A 5,393-nucleotide genomic window follows, 5' to 3' on the forward strand; every position below is an offset into this window, starting at 1 on the left:
ATCTGTCGTCAATCACCGCCCATGTGGGCGCCGCGCAGCCGCAACGCATTGGTGATCACCGAAGCCGAGCTCAGGCTCATGGCCAGCGCCGCGATCATGGGAGACAGCAGCCAGCCGGTGAACGGATACAACAGCCCGGCCGCCAGCGGCACACCGAGCGCGTTGTAGACGAAGGCGAAGCCGAGGTTCTGCTTCATGTTGGCCACTGTGGCCACCGACAGCGCGCGTGCCGTGGCAATGCCTCGAAGGTCGCCCTTCACCAGCGTGAGCTGGGCGCTGTTCATCGCCACGTCGGTGCCGGTGCCCATCGCGATGCCCACATCAGCGCGGGCCAGCGCCGGCGCGTCATTGATGCCGTCGCCGGCCATTGCGACCACCCGGCCCTCGGACTGCAGTTTCTCGACCAGCTTCAGTTTGTCGACCGGCTTGACCTCGCCATGCACTTCGTCGATGCCCAGGCGCTGGCCGACGGCACGCGCCGTCGTCAGGCCATCGCCGGTGGCCATCACGACACGCAACCCGGCCTGGCGCAGCGAGGCCAGCGCATCGGGCGTGGTCGCCTTGATCGGGTCGGACACGGCCAGCAGACCGACCAGCTTCTTGTCAGCCGCCAGGTGCATCACGCTGGCGCCCTGGGCGCGCAGGGCCTCAGCCTGCGCAGCAAGCGCTGACACGTCGACACCCAGCTGCTCCATCAAGGCGGTGTTGCCGAGTGACACGGCCTTGCCCGCCACCGTGCCGCGCACGCCGATGCCCGACTCGGAGTCGAACTGCTCCGGCTTGTCGAGCGCCAGCCCGCGCTGCTTGGCCGCCGCGACGATGGCGGCGGCCAAGGGGTGTTCACTGCCCTGGTCGAGGCTGGCTGCCAGCCGCAGCACCTCGTCTTCGCTCGCACCCTCTGCGGCCACCGCGCGCTCGAAGCTCGGCCGCCCTTCGGTCAGCGTGCCGGTCTTGTCGACGATGAGGGTGTCGATCTTGCGCAGGTTCTCGATGGCCGCCGCGTCGCGGAACAAGACGCCGCTGGTGGCACCGCGCCCGGTGGCGACCATGATGGACATCGGCGTGGCCAGCCCCAGCGCACAGGGGCAGGCAATGATCAGCACCGCCACGGCGTTGATGAGGCCATAGGCCCAGCTCGAGTCGTTGGCACCCGAGGGACCGAAGAGGCCCCAGCCGAAGAAGGTCAACAAGGCGACGGCCACGACCCCCATCACGAAATAGCCGGCCACCGTGTCGGCCATGCGCTGCATCGGCGCACGAGAGCGCTGCGCCATGGCAACCATCTGGACGATCTGCGCGAGCACCGTGGCCGAGCCGACGTGCTCCGAGCGCATCACCAAGGCGCCGCTGGTGTTCATCGTCGCGCCGATCAGCTTGTCGCCCGGCCGCTTGGTCACGGGCAGCGGCTCGCCGGTCAGCATCGATTCATCGAGCGCGCTGCTGCCCTCGACCACCACGCCATCGACCGGCACCTTCTCGCCCGGTCGCACCCTCAACAAGTCGCCCACATGCACATGGGTCAGCGGCACGTCGGCCTCACTGCCATCGGGCTCGATGCGGCGAGCTGTCTTGGGCGCCAGGCCAAGCAGCGACTTGATGGCTGCCGAGGTCTGCGAGCGGGCTTTCAGCTCCAGCATCTGGCCGAGCAAGGTGAGCGAGATGATCACCGCCGCCGCCTCGAAGTACACCGCCACGCGCCCCATCGACACGAAGGACGCAGGGAACACCTGCGGCGCCACGGTGGCGACCACGCTGTAGGCAAAAGCCGCGCCGGTGCCCAGGCCGATCAGGGTCCACATGTTGGGGCTTCGGTTGACCACCGATCGAACCCCGCGCACGAAGAACGGCGCGCCCGCCCACAGCACGATCGGCAGCGACAACACCAGTTCGATCCAGCTCTGCACGGCCATGTCGAACCAGCCGAGGCGGTGTCCGAACATGGCCAGCACGGTCACCACCACTGTGAGCGGCAGCGTCCACCAGAAGCGGCGTTTGAAGTCCACCAGCTCCGGGTTCTCTTCTTCATCCAGCGAGGGCAGCACCGGCTCCAGCGTCATGCCGCACTTGGGGCAGCTGCCCGGGTGATCCTGGCGGATCTCCGGGTGCATGGGACAGGTGTAAGCCGTGCCGGGTGCTGCCGGCTGCGCCTGGTGCACGTGTGGCTTGTGCGCGTGGCCGTGATGGCCTTCGTGGATCTGCGTGTCCATGGCTCAGCGCTCCTTCGGTTGACGATGTGCCCAACATGGACCTTCCCGCGATGGAAGAGTCACGCCACTGGTGTCACTTGGCTGCAGGTGGCACTCCGGAGGTGGGCATGCGCTGCATCATCATGTCCATCATCATCTGCATCATGTCCATGCGGTCCTCGATCATCTTGTGACGTTGAGCCATGTCGTCGGGCATGCCCTTGGCACCCATGCCGCGCCCCATGCCCTTCATCATCTGCATGCCGCCTTGCATGGCCTTCATGTGCTCGGCCATCAAGGCCTGCTTCTCCTCGGGGGTCTTGGCACTCATCATCTTGTCGTGCATCTCCCGCATGGCTTTCATGCGGTCTGGCGCGGGAGAAGCCGGCGCGGACGCCGCACCGGCCGGGTGGTGGCCCGCATGTTCGGCCGCCTTGGCGGCAGCACTTTGGCTGCTGCCGGGTCCGGAAGTCGCAGCACAAGCGGTGATGAAGACGACGCCGGTCAGCGCAAGCAAAGTTCGGATGGAGGGCATGTGAATCTCCTGGTCAGCAGAGGCCTGCGAACGCGCCAAGGTGTCGAGGAGATCGGGGGCAACGCTTGCAGCGAGAGGGTTGTTTGCAGTCTAGGTGTCACCCACCTGGCCCCCTTGCGCCAGATCAAGGCAGCAGGCCGCCGCGTTCACGCCCCACCTCACCGGCAGCCGCAACAGCCGCCTCGCGCGGGCGCCGCGGCTGCGGTGGGGCCTATCGATGCCCGCACGGGCGTGTAGCCCGCTTACCAGATGCCCTCGGCCAACGCGTTCGCGTCAAGATCGCCGGGCTCGATCTGCACCCGTTGCTGGCCGACGCTTGAGCTGAATTGCCAAGGTGACGGGCGGCCCGCCTTTGCCTTTGTGGGCCCACATCCAGCAGTAGTCCTGCGCGCCCGGAGCTTCGAGCACCCCTTGGGCCTGGGTCACCTGGTCTTGCTGGACCGGGTAACTCACCTCCTTGGCCTGGTGGAAGTGCACATTGAAGTCAAGCGCGGCATCCGCCTTGAAGCGCCAGGTGACCTTGGCGCCCGCTGGCAGCTTTTCGCAGAGCTCGACGAACTGGCCGCGCTTGACGCCCACGCTCTTGGCAAATTCACCCTGGGCGTCCCAGATGACAGGAACCATTTCGGCTTGAGCGGCCTCCCAGACAAGGCTCAACACACTCCGCTGGGGTGCGTGACGAAACAACTTGACCTTGCCACGAGGGCAAGGTTCAAAGTCCCATGGCGGCAGGTGCACGACAGCGCCCGCCAACGACAAAGGAAGCTGCGATGAAACTCGTTCAAGTGACTGCCGCCTCGGCCCTGGCCCTGGCCTTCGGCGTACAAGCCCAGCCGGCATCGGCGCCCGTCGACCATGCGGCCCACCATGCGTCTGCAGCCTCAGCGGCCCGGCCACAAACCCGCTGGGTCGACGGCGAGGTGCGCAAGATCGACGCCGGGGCCGGCAAAGTCACCTTGCGTCATGGCCTGATCCAGAACCTCGACATGCCACCCATGACGATGGTCTTCAAGGTGGCCGACGCCAAGCTGCTGCAAGGCCTGAAAGAAGGCGACAAGATCCGCTTCACCGCTGACAAGCTCAACGGCGCGTTCACCGTGACCGCCATCTCCGCCGCCCCGTAACGGGCCCCGCCTCTCATGACGCCGGCCGAATCGGCGTCACGATAGGCAGCAATCGACTTTCAGCGGCGGTGAACCGTACCCAGTCAGCGGGGTACAGCCGGTCGGGCCGCCGCGGCAAGCACCCTCACCTTGCCGACCATGCCGGCCTGGTAGTGGCCGGCGATCAGACAGGCGAAATCGAACTCACCGGCACGATTGAAGGTCCAGACGATCTGCCCGCGCTTGCCGGGCGCGACGTGGGCCATGTAAGGCTCGTCGTGCTCCATGTTCGGGAACTTGACCATCAGCGCGGCGTGTTCGTCGAGTTCCTTCTTCGTGCCGAGCACGAACTCGTGCAGGAGCTTGCCCTTGTTGCGGTGGATGAGGCGGATGGTTTCGCCTTCGCGCACCTCGATCAGGTCAGGCGTGAAGCGCATGCTGTCGTCCATGCCGATCTCGATCGTGCGGGTGACGGCCTTGGCATCGCCGGCCATGCCCCAGGGCTTCTGTTCCTTGCGGGTGGCGGTGGCGCTTGCCTTCTTCTTACCATCTTCGCCGTGGGCCATCACCATGCTGGTGGCCAGGGCCAGGCCCAGGGCGGCAACGAAGTGGGAGACGGTTCGTTTCATCGTGTGCTCCTTCGGTTGATTCAATGGTTCGAGTGCCCGCCCGTGGGCTTGCGCACCTTCACCTCGGTGTCTTGTGCGGGTTTGGCCACGGGCGGCATCGAGCCGGTGCCTTCGGCCTTGAGGCGCGTGGGGTCGGGCAGCGTGCCCTTCCATTCGTAGGCCACGGTGCCGAGCGGGTGCTGGTACCAACCGGGGTCGCTGTAGTCGCCAGCCTTCTGGTTCTTGCGCACCTTGAGCACGCTGAACATGCCGCCCATGCCGACCGCACCGAACGGGCCGGTGCCGGTCATCATGGCCGCCGTGTTGTCGGGCAGCGGCATCTCCATCTCGGTCATGTCTTTCATGCCGCGCTCGCCCATCACCATGTAGTCGGGGATCAGCTTCGTGATCTGCTTCACCACGCCGCTGTGGTCGACACCGATCATGGTGGGCACGTTGTGGCCCATCGCGTTCATGGTGTGGTGGCTCTTGTGGCAGTGAAAGGCCCAGTCGCCTTCTTCGTCGGCAATGAAGTCGAGCTGGCGCATCTGGCCCACCGCCACGTCGGTGGTCACCTCGTACTGGCGGGCGCTCTTGGGCGTGGGCCCGCCGTCGGTGCCGGTGACGAGGAACTCGTGCCCGTGCAGGTGGATCGGGTGGTTGGTCATCGTCAGGTTGCCGATGCGCAGGCGCACCTTGTCACCCTGTCGCACCACCAGCGGGTCGATGCCGGGGAAGATGCGGCTGTTCCAGCTCCAGAGGTTGAAGTCGAGCATCGTCATGATCTTGGGCGTGTAGCTGCCGGGGTCGATGTCGTAGGCGTTGAGCAGGAAGACGAAGTCGCGGTCCACCTCGTCGATCAGCGGATGCTTTGCCTTGGGATGGGTGATCCAGAAGCCCATCATCCCCATCGCCATCTGCACCATCTCGTCGGCATGCGGGTGGTACATGAAGGTGCCGG

General features: G+C 66.0%; 6 protein-coding genes. 1 reads left to right on the plus strand and 5 read right to left on the minus strand.

The features are described 5' to 3' along the window. Positions 1-8: 8 nt before the first annotated feature. From RMO40_RS14720 to RMO40_RS14730, 3 genes are all read right to left on the minus strand, one after another. Entirely contained in the window at positions 9-2,207 is a 2,199-nt protein-coding gene (locus tag RMO40_RS14720) for a copper-translocating P-type ATPase (protein WP_309722739.1), read from the minus strand. 73 nt (positions 2,208-2,280) lie between these two features. Next, positions 2,281-2,721 carry a hypothetical protein gene (locus RMO40_RS14725; protein WP_309722742.1) on the minus strand — a complete coding sequence of 147 codons (441 nt, stop codon included), beginning with the start codon at positions 2,719-2,721 and terminating at the stop codon, positions 2,281-2,283. Positions 2,722-2,994: 273 nt separating this feature from the next. Continuing rightward, positions 2,995-3,345 carry a hypothetical protein gene (locus tag RMO40_RS14730; protein WP_309722745.1) on the minus strand — a complete coding sequence of 117 codons (351 nt, stop codon included), beginning with the start codon at positions 3,343-3,345 and terminating at the stop codon, positions 2,995-2,997. 146 nt (positions 3,346-3,491) lie between these two features. On the opposite strand from RMO40_RS14730, the gene RMO40_RS14735 reads away from it, so the two are divergent. Next, on the plus strand, positions 3,492-3,845 hold the full coding sequence (locus tag RMO40_RS14735; protein ID WP_309722748.1) for a copper-binding protein: 354 nt from the start codon (positions 3,492-3,494) through the stop codon (positions 3,843-3,845). Positions 3,846-3,928: 83 nt separating this feature from the next. Here RMO40_RS14735 and RMO40_RS14740 read toward each other — a convergent pair whose 3' ends face one another. Both RMO40_RS14740 and RMO40_RS14745 read right to left on the minus strand, forming a co-directional pair. Beyond that, entirely contained in the window at positions 3,929-4,453 is a 525-nt protein-coding gene (locus RMO40_RS14740; protein ID WP_309722750.1) for a plastocyanin/azurin family copper-binding protein, read from the minus strand. Positions 4,454-4,473: 20 nt separating this feature from the next. Continuing rightward, on the minus strand, positions 4,474-5,393 hold a 920-nt coding region (locus RMO40_RS14745; RefSeq protein ID WP_309722753.1), incomplete at its 5' end, for a multicopper oxidase domain-containing protein.

Source organism: Rhizobacter sp., from assembly GCF_031412075.1.
Lineage (GTDB): Bacteria > Pseudomonadota > Gammaproteobacteria > Burkholderiales > Burkholderiaceae_C > Rhizobacter.